Raw genomic sequence first — 21,981 nt, forward strand, 5'->3', positions numbered from 1 at the left:
GGGGGGCGGGACTCAGCCGCGGCGAGCGCCACGACGGGGCTTTTCTTCCTCTTCGTCGTCGTCGGATTCCTCGTCGGAGTCTTCGTCGTCGCCTTCGGATTCCTCGTCGTCGGATTCCTCCTCCTCTTCGTCGTCGTCCCACTTGAGGGAGGCGTCGCCCTTGAGCGCGCTCTCGTCCTCTTCGTCGATGTCGGGGAGATCCTCGTCGTCGATGTCCTCTTCGTCGGAAGAAGTGTCGCCGTCTTCGTCGTCGGTGTCGTAGCCGGCCGGGACGTAATCGAGGATGGCGGTGAGCTCTTCGAAGGTGTGGATGGCCTTGCCCTCGATGAAGCTGGCGTTCTGGTCCTCGCGGATCTCGTCCTCGACCTCGTCGACGGTGAGCTTGGACTCAAAGTCGAAGACGTCATTCAGCATCTTCACGCGGCAGCGGGTGAGGTGGTCGAGCAGATCGGCGTAGGGGCCGTTCTCGTCGTCGACGATATCGGGCAGGGCGAAGAGTTTCTCGTCGCTCTCGAAGAGCGAGTCCTTGACGCGCTTGAGGCGCACGCGGCCCTCGCCGAGATCTTTCTCGATGCGGAAGGGGATGAAGGCGACGTCGAGGGTGTCCTGGTCGAAGCCGTAGTCGCGCAGCGGATCCACCAGCTCGACCAAGTAATCCACTTGGCGCGGGTCGACGATGCTTAAGCCATCGACGTCCCAGCGGACGGGATCGCTCACTTCGTCGACCCACCAGTTGTGGTCTTCACCAAGGCGAACGATGCACCAATCGAGAGTGGAGGAGGATTTTGCCATGTTACGGGTGTCTAGGTTGGTCGGAGGAAAAAGGGTGTGCTTTGCGCGAGTCAAACCACGAAAACCACTTTCGCGTGACTTTTCTTGAGACGGAATTCGGCCGTTTTTTCCCGGAGTGAAGCGCTGGATGCTTGTGAGGTGGATTTCTAGTGGGAAGGCGCGGGGAGATTTGCGGCGGCGGCGGGCGCATTCTTGCGTTTTGCGCGGGGAGTTTCAGTGTCCGGCGCCGATGGATTTTCTCTATGAGAAGGTAATGCGTCCGATGTTGTTCCAGCTCGATTCCGAGCGGGCGCATGAAGTGGGGGCCACCGCGATGGCTGCACTGGGCTGGCTGAAGCCGGCGTGCCGACTCATGGAGGCGTGGAACCGGCTGCCGGCGTCGCGCTTCAAGCCAGTCGAAGCCTTTGGGCTCAAGTTCCCCAATGCAATCGGTCTGGCGGCGGGCTTCGACAAGAACGCCCGAGCTTGGCCGGCGGCGGCGGCGATGGGCTTCGGTCATGTCGAGATCGGCACCGTCACCGCGCTCGCCCAGCCGGGTAATCCGGCGCCGCGCATGTTCCGTTACCCGGAGCAAGAGGCCGTGATCAACCGCATGGGTTTCAATAACGAAGGCGCCGATCGGGTGGCCCGACGACTCGCCGGGCAGCCGGGGGTGGGGAAGCGGCGAATCCCGCTCGGCGTGAACCTGGGTAAGTCCAAGGCCGCGCCGCTCGACAAGGCGGTCGACGATTACCTGCGCAGCTTTGGCAAGCTGGCCGAGTTCGCCGACTACCTTGTGCTCAACGTCTCCAGTCCCAACACGCCGGACCTGCGCAAGCTGCAGGACGAGGCGCGGCTGCGGGAGCTGCTGGGGGAGGTCAGTGCGGCCAACCAGGCGCGCGGCGCGGCGCGTCGTCCGTTGCTGCTGAAGATCGCGCCGGACCTCACCTACGGCCAGATCGACAGCGTGTTGGAGGTCATCGCCGAGTTTGGTTTCGATGGTATCATCGCCACGAATACAACGATCGCGCGGCCCGGCCCCTTCGCGGCGGTGCAGGAAACGGGTGGATTGAGCGGCGCGCCGCTGCGCCGGCGTTCGACCCAGATCATCAACTACATTGCGCGCGCCACGCACGGCCGGCTGCCGATCATCGGCGTCGGCGGCATCACCGATGCGGCGAGCGCCGGCGAGAAGCTCGATGCCGGCGCGACGCTGGTGCAGGTCTACTCCGGCATGATCTACCGCGGTCCCTTCTTCGCCGCCGAACTCGCCCGCGGTTTGGCGGATCGCCAGCGGCGTTGAGCGACGGCGGCGGCCGCGTTCAGTCGGCGTCGTAAAGTTCGAGCAGCAGGATGCCGCCCGGCGCGCTGATTGCGGCGGAACGGATGTGGGCGGAATACAGCCCCGGCGCGAGGCGGACGGAGAGCACACTATCCTTGGACCCCGGTTCCAGGGGAAAGGCGCCCAGGGCCTGCCCGTAGTCGCCCGACCAGTCGTCGTTGGTGGCGATGACGTCGGAACCGCGAAAGAGCGTGACCTCCGGATCGCCCATCGCGTTCTCGATCCCGTGGGCGGCGAGCCCGGGGCCGATGGCGCGGATGATGAGATCCAGTTCGGTCGTGCCGCCGACCACAAAGCCGACGATGAAGGTCTGGTCGCTGGCCACGACGGCGCGGGCGGAAAGGTTGGTGAGCAACGAGTCGGCGGAGTCGAGGTTGGCGTCGTAGACCTCGGTCACAATACGGCCCGCGACCTGGCCGTTGCCATTGATGACGATCGAATAGATGCCGCTCGCGAGGTCGTCGCGAAGCACGGCATCGCGGGAGCCGGCAGGCAACGGAAAGGCGCCCAAACCACGGCCGTCGTCGGTGTTCCAATCGTCATTGGAGGCGATGGAGGCGCCCCCGGTGAACAGATCGAGGTTCGGGTCGGGCAATTGATCGGTGTAGTCGTAATCGGCCAAGGTTGGCCCGATGGCCCGCACCAGGAGGGGTTTGGCGGACGGGCCGCTGACGACGAAGCCGACGTTGACCGACTCGTCGCCGGCACCGGTGAGCGTGTTGACGGAAAGATTAACCAATCGTCCGCCAGCGGTCGCGGGAATGGTGGTCACGGTGGCGCGGCCGGAAAGGATGGTCGCAGTGGCGTTGCGGACCACGCATTGGTATATGCCCTCCACGGCTGAGGCGGCGCGGGGCACAAAATATTCGGGGGCGGTGGCGCCGGGAATGTCGGCCCCGTTACGTTGCCATTGATAGCTCGTCGCCGTGCCCGCGGTGGATTGGACCGAAAGGTGGAGGGCTCGACCGGCCGCGATGGTCTGAGGAACGGGTTGCTGAGTGAGCACCGGCGGCGGCGCGAGATTGGAAACGATGGCAAACGGTTCGAGACCCGCCTCGCCGGTCATGCCACTTAGGTAGTAGCGACCTGCACCGTAGGCCGCACCGGTCAGAGGAGTGAAGTGACTGACTGGCACCGTGCCGGCATCAGTCCAGGTTTCACCGTCAATGGAACTGTAGAGCCGAGCCTCCGAAGTTGCTGCGGCGCGAGTGAAGAAACGGCCGCCACCGGTCCAAACTTCACTATACAAGGTTTCCGGCACTGGTTTGCGCACGATCTGAAAACTGCGGCCGTCGTCGGTGCTGCGAAGAATGGGACCTCCGAGCCAAATGCCGACGAAGACGCCGTTGGCGTAGGCTAAGGTTTCGGGTGCTTGGTCGTCCTCGGCGACGGACTGAGTCCACGTGCGGCCACCGTCGTTGCTCCAAGCGAGGAGGCGCATGGGCCAATTGTTGGGGATGCCGTCGCCGTAGACCCAGTAGTTGACCACGGTCGTTTCACCGCCTTGGACGACGCCAGACCGAGACAGGGAAGGGTAGCGTTTGTCGTTGGTCTCGGGCAGGGCGCCGGCCGGCTCCCAGTTCTCCAGGTCAGAGCTGATCCGCAGGACGCTGGTGACCGTGGTCACGCCGGTGGAGGAATCAAAAATCCGCCCCGTGCAGATGGCGCCGAAGGGCGTGAGTTGAAATTCGCTCGGGGTGCCGATGTCGGTGGGCAGGGTGCCCGCCCGCGTCCAGGTTTTGCCGTGTTGACTGAAGTAGATCGCGTCGACGGTGAGGGCCCAGAAGTGTCCGTTGGCGTGGCCGATGTTCCACACCGAGGCAGTCAGCTCGGTTTCCTCCCAGGTCGAGCCATCGGTGGTGCGGTAGAGGTGGGAATTGATGAGTCCGATCGTGACGGTGGCCGAGTTCGCCAGCTTCGTGATCGATCGGGCTCCGGGGGGGAGGTCCATCGATTCCCACTTTGCGGCCGACGCGGCATGGGCCGCGCCCAACCAAGCAATCAAGAGGATGAGGGAACGGAGTAGCGACTGGGGTTTCACGATGTTGCAGAAGCGCAACAACCCGTTCGAGGCAAAGCCTTTCCGCGTGGATGTGGCGAGCTGACGCCGCCGGGTGGCGAGCGTTCAGATCGACCAGTCGAGGGCGGCGTCGGGTGGCGTGCCCTTGGGTGATTTACGGTCCTTTTGGTTGCGCACGACCGAGGTGCGATCGCCCTCGTAGTAGACGATGCTGTCGGCATCGACGGACTTCATCAGCCAGACGTTCGACCCGATGATCGAGCCGCGGCCGATCACGGTCTTGCCGCCGAGGATGGTGGCGCTCGGATAAATCGTGACGTGGTCCTCGATGTCGGGGTGACGTTTCACGCCTTTGACCGGGTTGCCGTCGTCATCGAGCTCGAAGGACTTCGCGCCGAGCGTCACGTTTTGATAGATCTTCACGTGATTGCCGATGCGGGTCGTTTCACCGACGACGACGCCGGTGCAGTGATCGATGAAGAAGTGGGTGCCGATCTGGGCGCCGGGATGCAGGTCGGTGCCGGTGCGCTCGTGGGCATACTCCGTGAGCATGCGCGGCAGCAGCGGAACCTTGAGTTTGTAGAGCTCGTGCGCGACGCGTTGGATCGAGATCACCAACACGCAGGGGTAAGCGAGAATGATCTCCTCCACGCTGCGGGCGGCGGGGTCGCCCTCGTAGGCGGCCTGCACGTCGGTCTGGCAGACGTCGCGAATGGCGGGGAGTTTGAGCAGGAGTTGTTGGGCGAGATCGGCCGCGTGACGGGCGGGGTCGGGATCGCCGTCGAAGCTCAGGGCCTTGGCGATTTCCTCCTCGAGGCGGAAGCAGACGTTTTTGAGGCGCTCGGCGGTGATGGCGGGCACGTCCTCCTTGGCGAGCGGCTTGCGCTCGAAGAAGCCGGGGAAGAGCAGATGCATGATCTCGGCCGCGAGCCAATTGATGGACTCATCCGACGGCAAGTTACTGCCGTCGATATGGTTAATGCCCCCCTGGGTCTCGTAGGACTCGAGCAGGGCGCGCTGAATGGCGTCGATCGTCATGGGCGGAGGAGATACGGTCAAAAAGGGGTCGGACGGAACCGGCCCCAAGTCGAATCTAGAAAATACATTTCGGGGCTTTACAAGGTGCGGAGCATCTTTCTTAGTCCGCCTTCCCCTCTTCAAAACCTGCTCAGGTGGTGGAATTGGTAGACACGCACGCTTGAGGGGCGTGTGCCGAAAGGTGTAAGGGTTCGAGTCCCTTCCTGAGCACCATTTTAAACCCGCGAAGTGCGGGTTTTTTTGTGCCCTGAGTGTGCCGGGTAGGGCGAATGTTGAACCGGTGCCTCAGCGCAGCACGTCGAAGCTGCGGCCTTTGAGGGGGAAGATGGGTTCGCCGAGGCGGTCGGAGCTGATCTTTTCGAAGTGCAGGCCGACGAGAAAGTCGTTCACGAGGAACTGCAGAAATTCGCGTTTGGCGACGACGAGGCACTTGGCCGGTGTGCGGACTTTGACCGTGGCGGTGGCGGTGCTGTTTTGCAGGGCGCTGATTTCGCCGAAGAAGTCGCCGGCTTTGAGGCGGGCGACCTCCTCTTTGTTTTTCACCACCGACAATTCGCCTTCGTAGAGCAGAAAGAAATACTGATTGTCGTCGTGTGCGCGGATGAGGGTCTGGCCGACCTCAAAGCTCTGCATGAGTGCGCGGCGGGCAAAGGCGAACATGGCCTGCGGGCTCCAAGTCGCGGAAAGTTCGATACGGTGGAGGAAGGCCACCTTCTGCAGGATTTCCTCAATCTGTGTGCGGTTGAGGCGGGACAGCACCAGCTCTTCGAAGGTCTTGCGGTGCAGGCCGAGCAGCACACAGGGGGTGAGGGCGCGCACCGAGCGCGTGCGCACGCCCGCCTCCAGTAGAGCCCGTTCGCCAAAGACGTCGCCGCGCTCCAGGGTCGCGACCCACTCGGGGCGTCCGGAGTCGGTATCGCGCAACACTTCGACGCGGCCGCTGTGGACCAGGAACACTTCTTCGCCGGGTTCACCTTCGCGCACAATCATGGCGCCCTTCTTGTATTCACAGGGCTCGGCGATTTCGGCGATACGGGCCCGTTCCTCGCGGCTGAAGCCTTTGAACAACAGGGAAGTGGCGACGGTTTCGAGGACCGCCTCGGGCGAAATGGGCACCGGCTTGGGGGAGAGAGATTTTTGCATCCAGGCCCGGACGCGATCGACGAGCGACTGGGTCACCAGCCAAACCGCGGTGCCGATGGAACCGACCACCATGAGTCCGAGCAGGGCCAGCATGGCGAGCGCGGTGAAGTGGAGTCCGCCGGAGGCCTGGTATTGTTGCCAAAGTTCGACGGCGTTGGCGCGCAGGGGCAGCGAACCAGCCAGGAGCACCAGCAGCAACCAACCCACGGTCATGCCGAGGTGCAGATTGAGAAATTTGACGTCGGTGTGCTTCAGTCGCGTGCGCAGCGCGAACCAGCGGTTGCGATTGGGTTCGAAGACAAAGGACCGAAACGCGTCCAGCGAAGGTTTGCCGTAACGCGCGTGCAACAGGGTCAGCCCCGGTGACCACCAGAAGGGGGAAAGTTGGTAGATGAACGCGCAGAAGAGCAGGAAGGAGATGCCGGGATGCACGAAGGGCACGATGCCCATCGCGACGATCAACGGTGCCATGCGTGCGAGCGAAACATTCACCACCGTGTCGCGGCCGCCCATCACCGCGTCGTGCAGGTCAGCGTGCCAATGGGGAAACAGGGTCTTGAATCGCCAGCCGGGGTGGTAGATCTCCGATTCCTCGTCGCGGGCGACGCAGCAGGAAAGGAAGTAGCCCAGACTGGCGCTGCCACAGGCGATGAGCCAGCCCGTCAACAGCTCCCACCAGGCGGTGGGTAACGAAAAGGGTTTCAGGACCATCGAAACCACCGCACCCAGCGCGGCGACGATGACCATCGGGCGCACTTTGCGGCCGGACGCGCGATGGCTCCAGTCCTCGGCCGGCACCTCGGCGAGCGGGGCTTCCCCGGCGGCTTGGAGGATGCCGCGTTCGTAGGCTTTGATCACCACCTCGTAGAATTCGCGCAGCGGGATGCAGCGGCGGTCGGAAATCAGTTCGAACAAAACCTGCGGCACGGTCGCCGTGCGATGGGCGAAGACGCGCAACACCTTCCACTGGGCCGGAGTGAGCGCCAGGTAGGTGCGCGCCGGCACGTATTTCACGATGACATGGTCGTCATCGAAGACGACGGTTCTCAACTCCTTCGCGAGCGACAGCGAAACGATGGAGAGCAGTTCGGTCTGGTCGGGTTTGGGCAGAGCCTGCGGCGGCGGGATGACGTCCGACTGGGGCGATTCTTCCATGGTTGAACGGGCGGGGGGTGACGACGGCCAAGAGCCAAGGGATTTGGGCGTATCACGCAAGCGTGGGGAATTGGGCAAATCGCGTTTGGAAAGCATCTTCGCGGAAAGGGACATGGGGTTCATCGGTTCGCAGACGGCTCGACTTTAGGCATCGAAACTCGCCGCCGGACACTTCGTCCCGCGGGCGGGTGCGCAGGCGGAATCGTGCTTGCGTGCGGTCGGGCGCCGTGGACACTCCGCCCCTGAGCCTCCGTGCTCATCTGCCGACACCACTCAAACACCACTATCTAGCACGGGCCCCAGCCCGTTTTCGCATGGACGACAAGCCAACGAACGAAGAACCGAAGAAGGACTTCAACAAACTCGATCTCACCCAACTCGAGAGTTTCAGCTTCGGCACGCAATGGACCCAGGACAAACCCGAGAAGGGCGGCGGCTCACGCGGCCGCGACGACCGTCCCCGACGCGAGGGTGGTCCGCGCGACCAACGCAAGGATCGCCGCGGCTTCAAGCGTCCGGCCGGTGCACCGACCGAGGGGCAAGAGGGTCGTGGTCCGCGCGGGGACCGTGGTCCTGGTGGCGGCGGTGGCTACGGTGGTGGCGAACGTCGTGGCGGTCGTGGTGATCGCGAACGTCGTGGCGGTCCCGGCGGGGGTGGTCGTGGCCCGGGTGGCCCGCGCGGCGGTGATCGCCGTCGTGGTGGACCCGGTGGCCCGCAGGCTCCGGCGGCGCCCTACGTGAGCCCGTTCTTCGACGTCACCTTTTATCCGGAAGACGTGAGCTTCGCCGCCCTGTCGAAGACCATCCGTGCGTCCTGCCGCACCTTCGAACTTTTCGACATCGCCAAGACCGTCATTGGCAAACACGACCGTTTCGTCGTCGTGCTCGAGCGCAAGCCGGCGCAGAACCCGGCGGATGCGGCCGAGAAAAAGCCCTTCTACGTCGCGGTGCCCGATAGTCTGCCCTTCGAGTCAGAGGATGCGGCGATCAACCACGTGATGCAGCACCACGTGGACAAGTTCTTCCGCACCGAAGAGGTCGAGACCGATCCGCCCAAGGGCAGTTTCCAAGTCATCAACAAGTGCGGCGTCACCGGTGAATTGCTCGGCCCGCCGAACTACCACCTCTACAACCAGATCGTGCAGCAGCACCACGCCACGCGCCTCAGCCGCATGTCGTTCGACAACTTCCGCAACCGCATCGAATCGGTGCGCGACGAAGAGGTCGTCAACGCCTGGCTCGAGTCGATGAAGAAGGTGACCCGCTACACCTGGATCGGTCCGGGTAGTGCGCCGGTCGCCACCGAGGCGGCCCCGGAGTCCGCGCCCGCCGCGACCGAAGCCGCACCCGAGGCGGAGGCCGAGGTGGCGCCTGCTGCCGAAGCGACCGAATCCGAAGTGACGACGGAATCGACCGACGCCGAGGTGCCCGCCACCGAAGCGCCGGCCGTTGAGGAGGCCGCCGCGGCAACCGCGCCGGCTTCGAACGCGCTGTCCTTCGACTCTCTGACCGACGCGAAGGTTTTTCTGCTCACCCACGCTCGGGACAAGGCCGTGCGCACTTACGAGCACGGCCGTTTCCACGGTCACGCGCTGGAGAAGTTGCCCGACGGCGAAATCAAACGGGCCGTCCTCGGTGCGCTCGAGCGCCAGCAACGCTTCCCGCTGGACACGGCCAACGCGTTGCGCGGCCGTCTCCGCCGCGAAGGCTTCACGATCTTCAAGAAGGGCTCCAAGGGCGTGAGCTACGTCTGCGCGGTGAAGCGTAAGTTCCGCGTGCCTGGCCAGACCTTTGCCGACTCGATCGACGAACTCATCAACTTCATCGAAACGCATCCGATGGTGAAGGTGAGCGAGCTGCCGGAGAAATTCCTCGGCATCGATACGATCGCCCCCGAGCCGGCTCCGACTCCTGTCGAACCCGCCGCGGAAACTGCTCCGCCCACGGAGCCCGCTGCGGCGGAGCAAACCGAAGGTGAGGCGCCCGCCGCCGAGCCAACGCCGGCCCCGGCTCCCGCGCCGGCTGCGTCCGGCACCGTGTCGCCGTTTGCCCCGGAGGATCAGCCCAAGGTCAAGCGCATGCACCTCGACCTGCGTTGGCTGGTCACCGAGGGCTACGTCACCGAATTCATCGACGGCAGTCTCTTTGCCGCTGCGCCCATGCCCGAGCCGAAGCCCAAAGAGGCTAAGCCGGAAAAAGCGGAGCAGCCGGCCGAGGCCGCGCCAGCTCCGGCTCCGGTCGAAACCGAAGCTGAGACCAAGGCCGATGCCCCGGCGGAAAGCACCGAGCCGACCGCCAGCGCTGAAGCTCCGGCCGAACCCGCTGCCACCGAGCCGACGTCCGAGCCTGCCGCCACCGAAGAGCCGGAACCCGAAGCCTCGACGGAGGCCCCGGCCGCTCCGGAGTTGGAGGAGTCCGAAGGCGACGAGCCGAAGAAGAGCGACGCGTAGTCGCGTTGTCCGCAGTTTCGACCGGTGGCTGAGCACGATGCGCAAGCAGCCGCAGTAATGGAGCGCTATCTCCATGCCCACATCCCACTCTCTGCGGCGATGGGGGTGCGGGTGAGCTCCTGCTCCGTCGCGGCGGTGGAGCTCACCGCGCCACTCGAACCCAACATCAACCATCGGGCCACGGCCTTTGGCGGCAGTTTGTCGGCGGTGGCGATCCTGTCGGCGTGGTCATGGCTGCACTTTGTGATGCGTGAAAGCGGTCGCTCGGGCCGTTTGGTGATTCAGAGTAATCAGATCGATTACCTGGAACCGGTCACCGGGGCTTTCACGGCGCGGTGTGCAGGGGTGGACGCCGCCGCCTTCGCCAAGTTTGGCCGGATGTTTGACCGGCATGGCCGGGCGCGACTGCGGCTCGACGGCACGGTGCGGTGTGGTGAAACCCTTGGCGCCACCTTTAGCGGGGAGTTCGTGGCCTTGCGGTAGGGCGCGTTCGCCGCACGCGTCGCCCACGTTGGGCGGGGTGGCGGGCCAGCGCTTCAGCGCAACGTCACCGTGTGACGCACGCCGTCCACGATGCCGAGATCGAGGTGCCAGGTGTTGGCCGGGAACCACCCCGCGATGTTCTCGGGCCACTCGATCGCGGCGATCCAGGGACTGACCAGAAAGTCCTCCAGCATGAGCGCCTCCACCTGGTCCTCGCGGTCGAGCCGGTAGGCGTCGAGGTGCAGCAGCCGACGGTCACCTTCGTAGAGGGTGTAGAGGTTGAAGGTGGGGCTTGTCACCGGTCCGTGGATACCGAGGCCGGCCGCCAGGCCTTGCACAAAAGTCGTTTTGCCGGCACCGAGATCGCCGTGCAGCGCGAGCACCGTGTCGTCGGGCAGGGCGGTCGCCAACGCGGCGGCGAGCTCGCGCGTTTCGCCGGCGCTGGACGTGGTGACGCCGGCGCGGAGCTCAGCGCAGATGTTCGAAGCCATGGTGCGGCGTGAGGTTGAGCTCGTCGGCGAAGCCGGATCGTGCGCGGCGTTTGACGAAACGACCGAGACAGGTGACCCGACGACGGAAGTGGCGGCGCCATTCCGCGACAAAGGCTTCCGGATCGGCGTTGCCGCTGAGGGTGAAGAGCAGCTCGTAGTCCTCGCCGTCATTGAGCGCATGGTCGAGGGCGCTGCGCCCGGATTGTTTGGCGAGCAGACGGGCGGACCGACTAATCGGAATCGCGCCTTCGCGCAGGGCGGGCCGGCAGTTGGCGGGCGTGAGCGAGCGCACGTCCTTGGCGATGCCGTCGCTCACATCCAACATCGAGCGCACGTGCGGGTGTTGGGCGAGCCATTGGCCCTCGGCGAGACGCGGCGCGAATTTATAGTGCCAGCCCAGAATGCTGCCGCCGAGCGTGCCGGTGACAAAGATCCAGTCGCCGGCGGCCGCGCCCTGGCGGGTGAGGCAGCGATTGTCCGCGGCTTCGCCAACGATGGTCATGGTGGCGATGAGACCCTCGGCGTGGTGGGCGATGTCGCCGCCGATGATTGGCACGCGGTGCTTGCGGGCGATGGTGGCGAGGCTGCCGTAGAACTCGCGCAGCCACGCGGTCTTCACCTTGTCGTTGAGGGCGAGGGCCACGACGGCGGCGCGGGGACGTCCCCCCATCGAGGCGATGTCGCTGAGGTTGCGATTGAAGAGTTTGGCGCCGACCCCGCGCGCCGGAATGGAGTCGTTGAAGTGTTCGCCGTAGATGACCGGGTCGACCGTGATGAGTTGGTCGCGCGGCGAACCGGACAGGACCGCGCAGTCGTCGCCGATGCCGCCGGGCGCGCGGGGGGAGGCGGTGCCGAGCCAACGGCGCATCTCGCGGATGAGCTGCGATTCGCCGAGCGCAGCGACGGAGAGACGACGTTGGCGGGTGAAGGGCGACATGCTTAAAACTCCACGCCGGCGAGCAGCATCAGGATCGTGTTCAGGTTGAACAGCCCGTGGGCGATGATAGGCACGCTGATGCGGCCAGTGCGCTCGTAGGCGAGAGCAAAGAACACGCCGAGCATGACCAGCGGCAGGAAGGCCACGAGGTTGCCGTGCAGGGTGCCGAAAATGATCGCGGGCAGCAGCAGCGCAACGGGACGAGGCAGGCGGCCGCGGAGGAAGCGAAACAGGCCGGCGCGGAAGATCACCTCTTCGGTCACCGGCGCGATGACGACAGCGAGGAAGCTCATGCCGATCAGCACGAAGGGCGATTGGGTGTCGGCGAAAATGTCGACCATGGGCTGTTTGCCGGTGTCGAAGCCGAAGTGTTCGAGCAGCGCGACCCAACCGAGGTTGGCTGCCGAAAGCAGGGGCAGCGCGGCGAGCAAGGTGATGGGACCCGCGAACCATGGCGTGGCTTTGGGCATGGGCGGTGGGACAGGAGCGGGCGCGTCTTCGTCGGCGGCGTCGAGGGTGCGGGTCTTGGCCACGGCCATGCGCGCGAAGGCGGCGCCGGCGAGCATGCCGAGTTGGAAGCCGGCCCCGAGGACGGTGAGCTGTTGTTCGTCATCCAACGGCAGCCCATCGACGACCAGGCTGCCCACGACTTGCCCGGCTACCGCGCCGGCGATGACGACAAAGGTCGCGACGCCAAATTCAAACCAGGTCCAGTGCAGGGGCGTCAGGGGACTGGGTTGGCGCCACACGGAGCGTCCTGCTTTGGTGAGGAAGATACGCACCAATACGGCCAGACCCGCGAGCAGGAGCAGACTCTGCCCGGCGAGGGCGATGAGGACGGGGGGGCTGAACTCGACGGACTCCATGAACTGCGCGAAAGACCAGCGATGAGAGCAGCCCGGGAGGGAATGCCAACGTTGAAACGGGTGACCGGTGTTACAATGGGCGCAGCGGAATACGGTGCGGGCACTGTCCATCGGCCTTCACAAACTGGTCGCCACAGCGGGGGCAGTAGGCGCAGACGCCGGGGCTGTCGGGTTGTGGGGGAGCGAGCAGTTCGGCCGCGTCGATGCCGAATCCGCGCAGTGCTTGCACGACGAGGGGGCGCAGTCGGGCGCGGTGATCGCGCGCGATCTGGCGGGGCAGGTCGTCACCGGCGGCCGCGGCGGGAAGGGGCCAGTCGAGGTCGGCCAGCACATTGAAGGCCGCCTCACGGCGCGAGGCGGCTGAGCCAAAGGCGAGTGCGGCCGCCAGCGGATGGGCGACAGGCCAGAGGCTTTCGCCCAGCAGCGCGCGCAGGTGAAAACTCTGCGGCGGCATGAAGAGCACCGCGCCGAGCACCTTGCCGGGGGCCGCGCCGCTGTGGCGTGCGAGCCTGCGTCCGGCCGACCAGGCGGAGACGAAGGCGACGATTTGCAGCAGCGCCGCGTAACCGAGGACCCACGGCGCGCCGCGGGCAATGGCGTCGCTCCAGCGGCTATCGAGCAGCGCGGGCAGGCCGAGACCGAGGTAGAGGGAACCGAGCAGGCAGATGAAGAGCGCGGTGAGGTTGCAGGAGACGGCGGTGCTGGTCGAAAGCAGGAGCAGACGCTGCAGTCGCCGCAGGTGTTGGGGGCGCAACCCGTCGCGCAGGAGCTGATCGATCCGGGCCGCGCGTTGCGCGGGGGCGGCGGCGGCCAAGGCCCTGAGCTGGTCGGCCGTGAGATGGCCGGTGGCGGGTGCGAAGGGACGTCCGTTGATCCAGAGTCGGCCGCGCCGGGTTTCGACCTTTTGGATCTCCGCCCAACGCCAAGCCTCGAGCGTGCGCGGCAAGGGCGAGGGGCGGGCGAGTGACCCGACGGGCAGGTTGGTCAGGCCCTCGCTGGAAAGCGCGAACGGGATATCATCGGTGCGCAGGCGCCAAGCGTTTGGCAGGGGGCCGAAGGTGCTCCACGTTTTGAGCGTCGCGGCTGCCCGCCGGCTGCCCCACCACGAGCTGAAGTGGAAGCGGGGGGCGCGCCGCCAGACGAGGCCATGCAGCGCGTAAAGCGCCCACACGACCAAGAGGAGGCTCGCCCATTCCGACGACATGCGAGCGGTCGCCGGGGCTTACTCCGCCTTGTCGGAGCTGTCGCTGGCTTCGACGGGGCGGCTGCCGGTGATGCGGTTCCAGAGGTTCTTCAGGAAACCGCCGATGGCGAGGATGCCGACGACGATGAATTTCCAGAACTTGGCCAGCAGGCCGGTTTTGGTGGCGATGGCGCCGGCGCCACCAAGCACGAGCGCAGCGAGGCCGTATTTGGCGATCTTGTCACCCTCCTTGAACTCGGCGTAGCGCTCGCCGGCGACGTAGTGGAAGCCGGAGGCGAGCAGTTGATCGGCGGCGGCTTCCTCGGCGGTGAAGTTCTCCGGGTCGCCGACCATGGTGACGTTCATGACGCCGGAGCGGCCGAGCAGGCGGATGTTTTGGTTGATCCACACTTCCTGGTGATTGTCGGCGGAGGAGGAGAGGTTAAAGGCCCACTTGAGGTTGTTTGAGGCGGCGTCGTAGTGGGGTTGCTGGACCCAGCCGCGTAGCTGCATCTCGTCCCAACCGCGATCGCGGCGCGCGGCGTTGGCGCTTTCCTGACCCTCGGTCATCGACTCCATGAGCTCATCGGCATCGAGCGAATCCTTCTCGTCATCCTTCACGTAACCGATGTCTTCAAAGTCGAAGAACAACATCCAGCCATCGGGCGAGATGACGACGCCAACCTCGTTGCCGCCCATCATGTTTTGGGTGATGTCGTAGAAGAGCTCGAGTCCGTCGGCGCCCACAAAGTGGAAGTTCTCCGGCAACTCGACCTCGGCCACATTTCCGAGCGGGGCGGTGGCCGGACCCACGGTGAGGGGCACGCCCATGGCCTGCAGTTGCTCGGGAAAGGACATCTGCGCCATCGCCTCGGCGAGGGCGGCTTCCTGTTCGGGCGTGAGCGTTTCGGCCGGGGCGGGTTCTTCCTGGGCGCTGACAAAGATCGCGGCGCTGCAGAACAGGCCGAGACGAAGGAGGGTGGATAGCGACATGGTGGGGCTGGAGGGTTGCAGCGAGTCAGGCTGCGGGTGGGTGAGGGCGGCCAGGGGAAAGGGAGAGGCGACCGACCTAGCGTCGCTTCACGGTCTTGCCATCGTAGACGACCTTGCCGTCGACGATGGTGGCCTTGATGCGGCCGCGCATTTGCTCGCCGTGCCACGGGCTGTTGGACGACTTGGAGAAGCCGGCCTTCGCATCGTAGGTCCAGGTCTGCTTCGGGTCGAAGAGGCAGATGTCGGCGGCGGCGCCGACGCTGAGCGTGCCGGCGTTGAGTTTGAAGAGTTCGGCCGGTTTGCGGGTCATCAGATCGATGACCTTGGGTAGGCGGAAGCGGTGTTGGCGCACGAGCACATCGAGGGTGACGGGCAGGGAGGTTTCGAGGCCGAGGATGCCGTTGGGCGCATAGTCGAATTCCTGATCTTTCTCGTAGTCGGTGTGCGGCGCGTGATCGGTGGCGACAATGTCGATCGAACCATCGCGCAAGCCCTCGATGATGGCGTCGCGGTCTTCGGCCGTGCGCAGCGGCGGGTTCATTTTGAACTTCGGATCGTAGGTCTCGAGGCAGGCATCGGTCAGCGCGATGTGGTGCGGCGTGGCTTCGGCGGAGACCGAAACTCCGCGCGACTTGGCGCGGCGGATGAGTTCGACCGAGTTGGCCGAGGAAATGTGCTGCAGGTGGATGTGCGCGCCGGTGTAGGTGGCGAGGATGATGTTGCGCGCGACGATGAGGTCCTCGGCGGCGTTGGGCCACCCGCGCAGGCCGAGGCGGGCGGAGACCTCGCCCTCGTTCATGACGGCGCCGACGGTCATGGAATGGTCCTGGCAGTGATCCATGAGCGGCAGGTCGAACATCTTGGCGTATTCGCAGGCGCGGCGCATGAGTTCGTTGCTCTGCACGCAGTCGCCGTCGTCGGTGATGGCCACGACGCCGGCGCGGGCGAGGGAACCGATGGGGGCGAGTTTTTCGCCCTTCATGTCGACGGTGATGCAGCCAGTGGGCAGGACCTTGATGACCGCGTCGCGCTTGATCGCATCCTTGATGAACTGGATGGTGCCGGTGTTGCTCGCGGGCGGCGAGGTGTTGGGCATGCAGACCACGGTGGTGAATCCACCGGCGGCGGCGGCATGCGAGCCGGTGGCAATGTTCTCCTTGTGGGTCTGGCCGGGCTCGCGGAAATGCACGTGCACGTCGACCAGACCGGGGCAGGCGACGAGACCGGCGGCGTCGATGACTTTGGCGCGTTTCTTCTCGGCGGCGGAGAGGCTGTCGACGAGGACACCGTTTTTGACGAAGAGCTCACCGGCGGCGTCGCGCTTGTTGGCGGGGTCGATGACGCGGGCGTTTTTGATCCAGAGACTGGGCATGGTGGAAAAGCTGAAAGGCTGAAAATCTGAAAAAGGGAGAAGGCGAAGACGGGAACGTGGTCTTTATTCTTTCTCGTTATCTTTCTCCCCACGGGGCGGATGGGGGCCGATTTGGGAGGCGGATGGGGTTCGGTCGGCGGGGATAAAGAGAAAAATAAAGATTAAGATGCAGCGCAGCTTACGCCGCGCTGCTGGTGACGTATTCGGGTTGGCCGCCGGAGCAGAGATAGAGCACGGCCATGCGGACGGCGATGCCGTTGGTGACTTGGTCGAGGATCACGCTGCGGGGACCGTCGGCGAGTTCGCTGTCGATCTCGACGCCGCGGTTGATGGGCCCGGGGTGCATGATGATGGCGTTGGGGTGGAGCCAGGCGGCGCGTTCCTGGTTCAGCCCGAACATCGAGGTGTATTCGCCGATGGACGGGAACATGCCGGCGTTCTGGCGCTCGTGCTGTATCCGGAGCAGCATGACGACCTCGGCGTCGTGCAGGGCGTCGCGGAGTTTGTGCGACACGGTGACGCCGAGCGACTCGAAGCGGCGCGGCACGAGGGTGGAGGGACCGCAGACCGTGACGTCGGCGCCGAATTTGATGAGCGCCTGAATGTTGGAGCGGGCGACGCGGCTGTAGAGGATGTCACCGAGGATGACGACGCGGCGGCCCTTCAGGTCACCGAGGCGTTCGCGCATGGTGAAGGTGTCGAGCAGACCTTGGGTCGGGTGTTCGTGGGCCCCGTCACCGGCGTTGATGACCGGGATGCCGAGGATCTTGGAAAGGTAGAGCGGGGCGCCGGGGGCGGAATGGCGCACGACGAGCATGTCGGCCTGGAGGGCTTCGATGTTCTGGGCGGTGTCGCGGAGGGATTCGCCCTTGGTGGTCGAGGAGGTTTTGGCGTCGAGCGAAAGGGTGTCGGCGGAAAGGCGCTTGGCGGCCATGTCGAAGGCCATGCGGGTGCGCGTGCTCGGCTCCATGAAGAGGTTGACGATGGTCTTGCCGCGGAGGGCGGGGACCTTCTTCACGCTGCGCGTGAGGATCTTCTTGAACGCGGTGGCGGTGCTGTGGATCTGGTTGAGCTCATCGAGGGAGAGCTCTTCGAGGGTGAGGAGGTGGCGGCGGTTCCAGGACATGGAAAATTTACGATTTACGAAGGACGATTTACGATTGGGCCGAAGCGATGGTCACGGTGTCCTGGGAGGGATCGTCGGGGTCGAGGTTGACCGCGACTTTTTGGGCGGCGGTGGTTTCGACGGTGAGGCCGGTGTAGTTGGCGGCGAAGGGTAGCTTGCGGCCGCCGCGGTCGATGAGGACGGCGAGTTCGACGGACGCGGGACGGCCATGGTCGAAGAGTTCGTTGAGGGCGGCGTTGAGGGTGCGACCGGAGTGCAGCACGTCGTCGACGAGGAGGATGTCGCGGCCGGTGACGTCGAAGGGGATGATGGTCGGGCGCGATTCCTTGGGGATCGGGTTGCGGCCGATATCGTCGCGGTAAAACGAGATGTCGATCTCGCCCAGGCGTTCGGCGATGCCGCAGGCGGCGTGGAGCCGACGGGCGAGCTCGGTGCCGCCATTGGCGATGCCGATGACGGCAAGCGGCGGGCGATCGCCGTGGCGTTCGCGGACGGCGGAGATGATCCGCTCGATCGCGGAGTGGATTTCGGGGGCGTCGAAAGTCAGCGGCGCAGGCACGGGTGCCGGTTTTGCCGGGAGCCTCCGGAAGGGTAAAGCGGGAAAGTCGTCAGACAGCTTTCTCCGCCGCCTGACTGAAGCGGAAGCGGTCGCGCAGGCGGGTGCAGGGGAGCTCAAAAACGTGGTAGGTGAGGGCGCTGAAACCGATCGTGAGGCCCATGAAGAGGAACCAGCCGCCGATGCCCTGCAGGGCGGACGTCTGCGTGTCGGGCAGGAATTTGCGGATCAGCAGATGCCAGAACAGCATGTTGCACAGATACATCGCGTAGGACCAGCAGGCGAGGCGGTTGAAGACGGTGTCGATCCAGTTCCAGCGGGAGGCTTTAAAATGGTAGCCCCAGGGCAGGAGGCAGGCGAAGCCGGCGGACACGAGGTTGAAGCGCAGGGTGCCGGCGAAGAGGCGGTCCTGTTGCTCCGGCGGGCGAAAGAGCGTGACGTAGGCGTAGAGCAGCACGCCGCAGCCGATCCAGGCCAGGGGGATGCGCACTTTGCGAAACGCATTTGGAAAACGCACGGAGGCCCAGGCGGCGAAAATGCCGACCATGATGGCGTCGAAGCGGGCAAGCGTGATGGTGCGCGGATCGGCCGACCACACCACGCCGCCGATGCCGGCGATGTGCCAGCGGAAGAACGTGGAGAACAGGTAAAACGCGGCGCCGGCGGCGAGGAAGGCGGTCGGCCAACTCAGGCGGGCCCGCAGAAGGAGGAAGAGCCCAATGGGAAAGAGAAAGTAGAACCATTCCTCGATCGCGAGGCTCCAGGTCTCAGAGAAAAAGAAGGCATTGTTCTCCGTAAAGATCTGCAAAAAGAACGGGTAACGCGCCAGTTTCGCCCACTCCATCGGCTGCGGCAGCACCCAGGAAAACACCGCCATGTTGATGAGCAGGAACAGGAAGTAGGCTGGCAGGGTGCGAAACCAACGGCGCGACCAGAAGCGCAACATTTCGCGCGGTTGGCCGAGGGACTCGCCGGCCCGCCACAGGATGCGGCCGATGAGGAAGCCACTCAGGGCGAAGAAGAGTTCCACGCCGTAGAAGCCGCCGTGGCCGAGGTAGCCGAGGTTGAGCTCGATGTGTTGGTTCAGCCGCACTGGCGTGAGGTGCGGATAGAGGAAGGACAGGCCGTGCGCGACGACGACGCCCATGATCGCGCAGGTGCGGAGGATATCGAGTCCGACGATGCGGGATGAAGGGGTGGCAACGGGCGTGGACATGAAGGCGGCAAGCGGAGCGCGACGGACGATCCCGAGCAAGCGAAGCGCGCCCGGGGCGAGCAAGCGGATTGTGGGGAACACAAAAACGCCCCGCCGGGATACGGCGGGGCGTGGAGTGATGTGTGGTCTACAATCGCAGGTGCAGCGACGCTTACGGGACCTCGTAGATCTCAGCGAGCGCGGTGCCGGACGTGCCACCGGCGCCGGTGACTTGCACCGAGTAGCGACCCGGTTCGATCAGGCTAAGGGTGGCGGCGTCGGAGCTTTGGTCGCCGAGCTCGAAGGCGCCGACGAAGTTGGTCGCGATGACCATTTCGCTGAGGTAGCTGGCGCGGTTCCAGTCGGTGTTTTCGAGGATCTTGCGGTCGTTGCCGTCGAACACGCCGAGGGAAGGATCGCTCACGTAGTCGGTCACGCCATAACCGCTGAGGGTCGGGCCGATGCCGCGCATGAGGAAGGTGCGTTGGCCGCTGCCTTCGACCACGAAGCCGAGGGTCAGCACATCGGCACCCGGGGCGGTGCGACCGAGGAGCGACACGTTCACGAGTTTCGAGGTGGGGGCGGTGTCGGCGTCGTAGGCTTCGACGAGCACCACGCCAGAGGAGTTGTTCACGCCGGTGACCTGGACCGAGTAGAGCGAACCACCGGGAGTGGCCGGCAGGTCGACCATGATGGCGGCGTCCTGGGAGCCGGCCGTGATCGGAAAGGCGCCGAGCTGGTTGAACACCGGAGCGAGCGCGGCGTCCCAGTCGTCGTTGGTGGCGATCTGGGTGCCGTTGCTGAACAGCGTGAGCTTGGGGTTGCTCATGAAGCCGTCGACGCCGTGCGGGGAAAGGCCGGGACCGACGGCGCGGATGACCACGCGCTTGGTGCCGGTGCCCTTGATGACGAAGCCAGGGGTGATGATTCCGCCGGCGCCGACACTGGCCCGGACCGAGACGTTGCGCAGAACACTGGCGGTCTGGCTGAGGGAAACCGTCGCGGGATCGGAGGTGATGCTGCCGGCGCTATTGCTGACTCGCACGGTGTAGGTGCCGGCGTGGCTCGCCGAGACGTTGGTGCGCAGCATGATCGGGCCGGTTTCATTGGTGAGCGCGACGCCGTTGCGATACCACTGGAAGGAGAGACCGGCGCCGGTGGCCGAGGTGGCGAGGGAGAAGGTGTCGCCGGGGGCCACCACCTTGTTGAGTGGCTGCAGGGTGATCTGCGGCACGCCGACGGTCGTGCCGGATACGGTGACCGATCCCATGGCGATCGTGCTGCTGCCGGCCGAGTTGCTCACGCGCACCGAGTAGGAACCGGCGTTGGCGGAGGTGAGGCGCGGGAGGGAATAGGTGCCGCTGGTGGCACCAGAGATGGCGACGCCGTTGAGATACCATTGGTAGGTGAAGGGACCGACGCCAGTGAGGGGCACGCTCAGGATGAAGGGAGCGCCGTAAGCGTAGGTGCGCACCACGTTGACGGTGGCAGCGCTTACGCTGAGGGCGGGGACCGACACGGCGGTGCCGGTCGAGCCGGTGCCTTCGCCGAAGGAGTAGCTGCCGCTCCAAGAGCCCCAAGCACGGGTGGTCACGCCGTGACGAGTGGACGCAGCGTAGGAGGATTGGCCGGGCAGGATGGAGATGGTGACGGTTTTGGTCTCACCAGGCTCCAGCACGCCGGCGTGAACGGCGGCGGCGGCGACGTTGGAGTCGTCGGTGTAGATGTCGGTGCCCCAGACGGCGCCGGAGGTCGCACCCGTGACGATGAATTCGAAGGTCTGTCCCTGCTTGTTGCGGTAGGTCGTGAGGTTGGTGGGCGCGGTCGCGGCGGTGCCGCCGAGAATCGTCGTCGTGGTGGAGTTGCCGGTGTCGACGGTCGCGCCGGTGGAACCGTTGACGCGGACGTTGTCGATCGCCGGACCGTAAACCCCCTCAGTGAGGGAGGTGAAGGTGAGGGTCGTGGTGGACGCGCTGGCGGTGAAGGTGAAAGTCTTCTTCACCCAACCCATGTTGCCGAGCGTCTGGCCGGTGGTGTCGAAGGAGTATTCCTCGCTCGTGCTGCCCGAGTTGTTGACTGAAACGCGCAGGTTCTTGACACCGGTGCCGGTGCCGTAACCGGGGTTGCCGGCGTAGTCGAATTCGACGGTATAGACCTGTCCCGCAGTGGTGTTGAAGGTCTGCGCGATGCCACCGGCACCGAGACCGCTCATGTCGAAGGAGCGTGAGCCGTCAGAGGCCTGCCAGGCGGTGCCGATATAGTCGACAGTGCCGCTGGTGACGGTCCAACCGGTGACGTTCGAGGCGCCGTTGGACATCGTGATCCAGGAAACGCCGGGATTGGGGCCGACTTCGAAGGAGCCGTTTTGGAACTCGCCACTGGTGCCCCCATTGTTGCCGGAATCGGTGCCCGAGCCGGCGGATCCGGCGGGGGTGAAGCTCGTCGATGCGTTCAAGCGGTAGCGGGAGGTGCCGTTGCCGAGAAGGTTGCCGTAGGGAGTGCTGAGCACACCACCGCTGATCGTGCCGGTCGTGAGCGAGAGAATGTCGCTGGGGTCAAAGGTGATATTGCCGGAGGCATCGACCGTGCCGGTGATCTGGCCGTTGACGTCGATGGCACCGGAGGAAGACACCACGGCTTGGTAAACGCCAAGGGCGGACTCGGTGCTGATGGGACCGGCGGTGACCTTGGTGTTGACCGTGCCGAAGTAGGTGCCGGCATATTGAGATTGAGCGCTGACCGCCAAGGGGAGCGCGAGGGACGCAACAACGGCGTGGGCCAGCCGTCGGAGTGATCCGGTTCGAAGGAGGTGAATAGGCATGATGGTATGCGGGTTGAGGGCGAGGGTTGAGCCGCCGCC

At 65.1% G+C, this 21,981-nt stretch carries 17 protein-coding genes and 1 tRNA gene; 4 read left to right on the forward strand and 14 right to left on the reverse strand.

Features of this window, described 5'->3' with window-relative positions; translation table 11 throughout:
- Positions 1 to 12 precede the first annotated feature (12 nt).
- Positions 13 to 792, reverse strand: a complete 780-nt coding sequence (locus AC0MRV_RS06720) for a hypothetical protein (RefSeq protein ID WP_472763672.1) — start codon at positions 790 to 792, stop codon at positions 13 to 15.
- 229 nt (positions 793 to 1,021) lie between these two features.
- Between AC0MRV_RS06720 and AC0MRV_RS06725 the strand changes: the two genes are divergently transcribed.
- On the forward strand, positions 1,022 to 2,074 hold the full coding sequence (locus AC0MRV_RS06725) for a quinone-dependent dihydroorotate dehydrogenase (protein ID WP_472763673.1): 1,053 nt from the start codon (positions 1,022 to 1,024) through the stop codon (positions 2,072 to 2,074).
- A 19-nt stretch (positions 2,075 to 2,093) separates the two neighbouring features.
- On the opposite strand, the gene AC0MRV_RS06730 is transcribed toward AC0MRV_RS06725, so the two are convergent.
- Together AC0MRV_RS06730 and AC0MRV_RS06735 are read right to left on the reverse strand one after the other, a co-directional pair.
- Positions 2,094 to 4,154 carry a hypothetical protein gene (locus AC0MRV_RS06730; RefSeq protein ID WP_472763674.1) on the reverse strand — a complete coding sequence of 687 codons (2,061 nt, stop codon included), beginning with the start codon at positions 4,152 to 4,154 and terminating at the stop codon, positions 2,094 to 2,096.
- Between the two features lie 84 nt (positions 4,155 to 4,238).
- Positions 4,239 to 5,171, reverse strand: coding sequence for a serine O-acetyltransferase (locus tag AC0MRV_RS06735; protein ID WP_472763675.1), 933 nt, complete (start codon positions 5,169 to 5,171; stop codon positions 4,239 to 4,241).
- A 128-nt stretch (positions 5,172 to 5,299) separates the two neighbouring features.
- On the opposite strand from AC0MRV_RS06735, the gene AC0MRV_RS06740 reads away from it, so the two are divergent.
- Positions 5,300 to 5,384 (forward strand) — tRNA-Leu (locus tag AC0MRV_RS06740).
- A gap of 72 nt (positions 5,385 to 5,456) precedes the next feature.
- On the opposite strand, the gene AC0MRV_RS06745 is transcribed toward AC0MRV_RS06740, so the two are convergent.
- Positions 5,457 to 7,469, reverse strand: a complete 2,013-nt coding sequence (locus AC0MRV_RS06745) for a cyclic nucleotide-binding domain-containing protein (protein ID WP_472763676.1) — start codon at positions 7,467 to 7,469, stop codon at positions 5,457 to 5,459.
- 314 nt (positions 7,470 to 7,783) lie between these two features.
- Between AC0MRV_RS06745 and AC0MRV_RS06750 the strand changes: the two genes are divergently transcribed.
- Positions 7,784 to 9,919, forward strand: coding sequence for a hypothetical protein (locus tag AC0MRV_RS06750; RefSeq protein ID WP_472763677.1), 2,136 nt, complete (start codon positions 7,784 to 7,786; stop codon positions 9,917 to 9,919).
- A gap of 57 nt (positions 9,920 to 9,976) precedes the next feature.
- On the forward strand, positions 9,977 to 10,402 hold the full coding sequence (locus tag AC0MRV_RS06755) for a YiiD C-terminal domain-containing protein (protein WP_472763678.1): 426 nt from the start codon (positions 9,977 to 9,979) through the stop codon (positions 10,400 to 10,402).
- Positions 10,403 to 10,455: 53 nt separating this feature from the next.
- Here AC0MRV_RS06755 and tsaE read toward each other — a convergent pair whose 3' ends face one another.
- From tsaE to AC0MRV_RS06805, 10 genes are all read right to left on the reverse strand, one after another.
- Entirely contained in the window at positions 10,456 to 10,893 is a 438-nt protein-coding gene (gene tsaE, locus AC0MRV_RS06760) for a tRNA (adenosine(37)-N6)-threonylcarbamoyltransferase complex ATPase subunit type 1 TsaE (protein ID WP_472763679.1), read from the reverse strand.
- Positions 10,871 to 11,830 carry a thiamine-phosphate kinase gene (locus tag AC0MRV_RS06765; RefSeq protein ID WP_472763680.1) on the reverse strand — a complete coding sequence of 320 codons (960 nt, stop codon included), beginning with the start codon at positions 11,828 to 11,830 and terminating at the stop codon, positions 10,871 to 10,873. The genes tsaE and AC0MRV_RS06765 overlap by 23 nt, the downstream gene beginning before the upstream one ends.
- A 2-nt stretch (positions 11,831 to 11,832) precedes the next feature.
- A complete protein-coding gene (locus AC0MRV_RS06770) occupies positions 11,833 to 12,696 on the reverse strand; it encodes a lysostaphin resistance A-like protein (protein ID WP_472763681.1) in 864 nt (287 codons plus the stop codon).
- Between the two features lie 70 nt (positions 12,697 to 12,766).
- Positions 12,767 to 13,900, reverse strand: a complete 1,134-nt coding sequence (locus tag AC0MRV_RS06775) for a hypothetical protein (protein WP_472763682.1) — start codon at positions 13,898 to 13,900, stop codon at positions 12,767 to 12,769.
- 18 nt (positions 13,901 to 13,918) lie between these two features.
- On the reverse strand, positions 13,919 to 14,872 hold the full coding sequence (locus tag AC0MRV_RS06780; RefSeq protein WP_472763683.1) for a DUF2167 domain-containing protein: 954 nt from the start codon (positions 14,870 to 14,872) through the stop codon (positions 13,919 to 13,921).
- Positions 14,873 to 14,948: 76 nt separating this feature from the next.
- Positions 14,949 to 16,244, reverse strand: coding sequence for a dihydroorotase (locus tag AC0MRV_RS06785; RefSeq protein ID WP_472763684.1), 1,296 nt, complete (start codon positions 16,242 to 16,244; stop codon positions 14,949 to 14,951).
- A 178-nt stretch (positions 16,245 to 16,422) separates the two neighbouring features.
- A complete protein-coding gene (locus tag AC0MRV_RS06790; protein WP_472763685.1) occupies positions 16,423 to 17,370 on the reverse strand; it encodes an aspartate carbamoyltransferase catalytic subunit in 948 nt (315 codons plus the stop codon).
- 28 nt (positions 17,371 to 17,398) lie between these two features.
- A complete protein-coding gene (gene pyrR / locus AC0MRV_RS06795; protein ID WP_472763686.1) occupies positions 17,399 to 17,929 on the reverse strand; it encodes a bifunctional pyr operon transcriptional regulator/uracil phosphoribosyltransferase PyrR in 531 nt (176 codons plus the stop codon).
- Positions 17,930 to 17,978: 49 nt separating this feature from the next.
- Entirely contained in the window at positions 17,979 to 19,142 is a 1,164-nt protein-coding gene (locus AC0MRV_RS06800) for an acyltransferase family protein (RefSeq protein WP_472763687.1), read from the reverse strand.
- Between the two features lie 151 nt (positions 19,143 to 19,293).
- A complete protein-coding gene (locus AC0MRV_RS06805) occupies positions 19,294 to 21,942 on the reverse strand; it encodes a choice-of-anchor C family protein (RefSeq protein WP_472763688.1) in 2,649 nt (882 codons plus the stop codon).
- Between the last annotated feature and the right edge of the window lie 39 nt (positions 21,943 to 21,981).

Source organism: Actomonas spartinae (assembly GCF_051209155.1).
Lineage (GTDB): Bacteria > Verrucomicrobiota > Verrucomicrobiia > Opitutales > Opitutaceae > Actomonas.

Excerpts from the sequence above, each read along its gene's own strand:
- AC0MRV_RS06720 (WP_472763672.1), bottom strand. The coding sequence starts at position 792 with ATGGCAAAATCCTCCTCCACTCTCGATTGGTGCATCGTTCGCCTTGGT.
- AC0MRV_RS06725 (WP_472763673.1), top strand. The coding sequence starts at position 1,022 with ATGGATTTTCTCTATGAGAAGGTAATGCGTCCGATGTTGTTCCAGCTC.
- AC0MRV_RS06735 (WP_472763675.1), bottom strand. The coding sequence starts at position 5,171 with ATGACGATCGACGCCATTCAGCGCGCCCTGCTCGAGTCCTACGAGACC.
- AC0MRV_RS06745 (WP_472763676.1), bottom strand. The coding sequence starts at position 7,469 with ATGGAAGAATCGCCCCAGTCGGACGTCATCCCGCCGCCGCAGGCTCTG.
- AC0MRV_RS06750 (WP_472763677.1), top strand. The coding sequence starts at position 7,784 with ATGGACGACAAGCCAACGAACGAAGAACCGAAGAAGGACTTCAACAAA.
- AC0MRV_RS06755 (WP_472763678.1), top strand. The coding sequence starts at position 9,977 with ATGGAGCGCTATCTCCATGCCCACATCCCACTCTCTGCGGCGATGGGG.
- tsaE (WP_472763679.1), bottom strand. The coding sequence starts at position 10,893 with ATGGCTTCGAACATCTGCGCTGAGCTCCGCGCCGGCGTCACCACGTCC.
- AC0MRV_RS06765 (WP_472763680.1), bottom strand. The coding sequence starts at position 11,830 with ATGTCGCCCTTCACCCGCCAACGTCGTCTCTCCGTCGCTGCGCTCGGC.
- AC0MRV_RS06770 (WP_472763681.1), bottom strand. The coding sequence starts at position 12,696 with ATGGAGTCCGTCGAGTTCAGCCCCCCCGTCCTCATCGCCCTCGCCGGG.
- AC0MRV_RS06775 (WP_472763682.1), bottom strand. The coding sequence starts at position 13,900 with ATGTCGTCGGAATGGGCGAGCCTCCTCTTGGTCGTGTGGGCGCTTTAC.
- AC0MRV_RS06780 (WP_472763683.1), bottom strand. The coding sequence starts at position 14,872 with ATGTCGCTATCCACCCTCCTTCGTCTCGGCCTGTTCTGCAGCGCCGCG.
- AC0MRV_RS06785 (WP_472763684.1), bottom strand. The coding sequence starts at position 16,244 with ATGCCCAGTCTCTGGATCAAAAACGCCCGCGTCATCGACCCCGCCAAC.
- AC0MRV_RS06790 (WP_472763685.1), bottom strand. The coding sequence starts at position 17,370 with ATGTCCTGGAACCGCCGCCACCTCCTCACCCTCGAAGAGCTCTCCCTC.
- AC0MRV_RS06800 (WP_472763687.1), bottom strand. The coding sequence starts at position 19,142 with ATGTCCACGCCCGTTGCCACCCCTTCATCCCGCATCGTCGGACTCGAT.
- AC0MRV_RS06805 (WP_472763688.1), bottom strand. The coding sequence starts at position 21,942 with ATGCCTATTCACCTCCTTCGAACCGGATCACTCCGACGGCTGGCCCAC.